The sequence below is a fragment of the Mycobacterium persicum genome (assembly GCF_002086675.1).
In the GTDB taxonomy this organism is placed as follows: Bacteria; Actinomycetota; Actinomycetes; order Mycobacteriales; family Mycobacteriaceae; genus Mycobacterium; species Mycobacterium persicum.
The window spans coordinates 1-315 of the sequence record NZ_MVIF01000328.1; the positions used below are offsets into that span (position 1 = coordinate 1).

General features: G+C 52.1%; 1 protein-coding gene. It reads left to right on the forward strand.

Features of this window, described 5'->3' with window-relative positions:
* A partial coding sequence (locus BST40_RS33520) for a pentapeptide repeat-containing protein (protein WP_158084059.1) occupies positions 1-258 on the forward strand: 258 nt, incomplete at its 5' end.
* Between the last annotated feature and the right edge of the window lie 57 nt (positions 259-315).

Here is a 315-nt window from a genome sequence, read left to right on the forward strand (position 1 = left end):
TTCGGCAGTGTGAATACGTGCGAGTGCAAGTTCGGTAGCGCATACTTCGGCAACTTCTACCTGGGCAGCGGAATCAGCGGCTTCTTCAACATGGGTTTCGGGAACCTGGGCTATTGGAACTTCGGCATCGGCAACTTCGGAGATCTCAACCTGGGCAGCGGAAACCTCAACAGCGCTAACGTCGGTTTCGGCAATTTCGGCAACGGGAACATGGGGATAGCAAACACCGGCAGCAACTACAACGTAGAAGAGAACTAAGCTAGCTACAACTAGGACAGACGAAACAATGGCTAGCAGAAAAAAGGCGTGGGAATA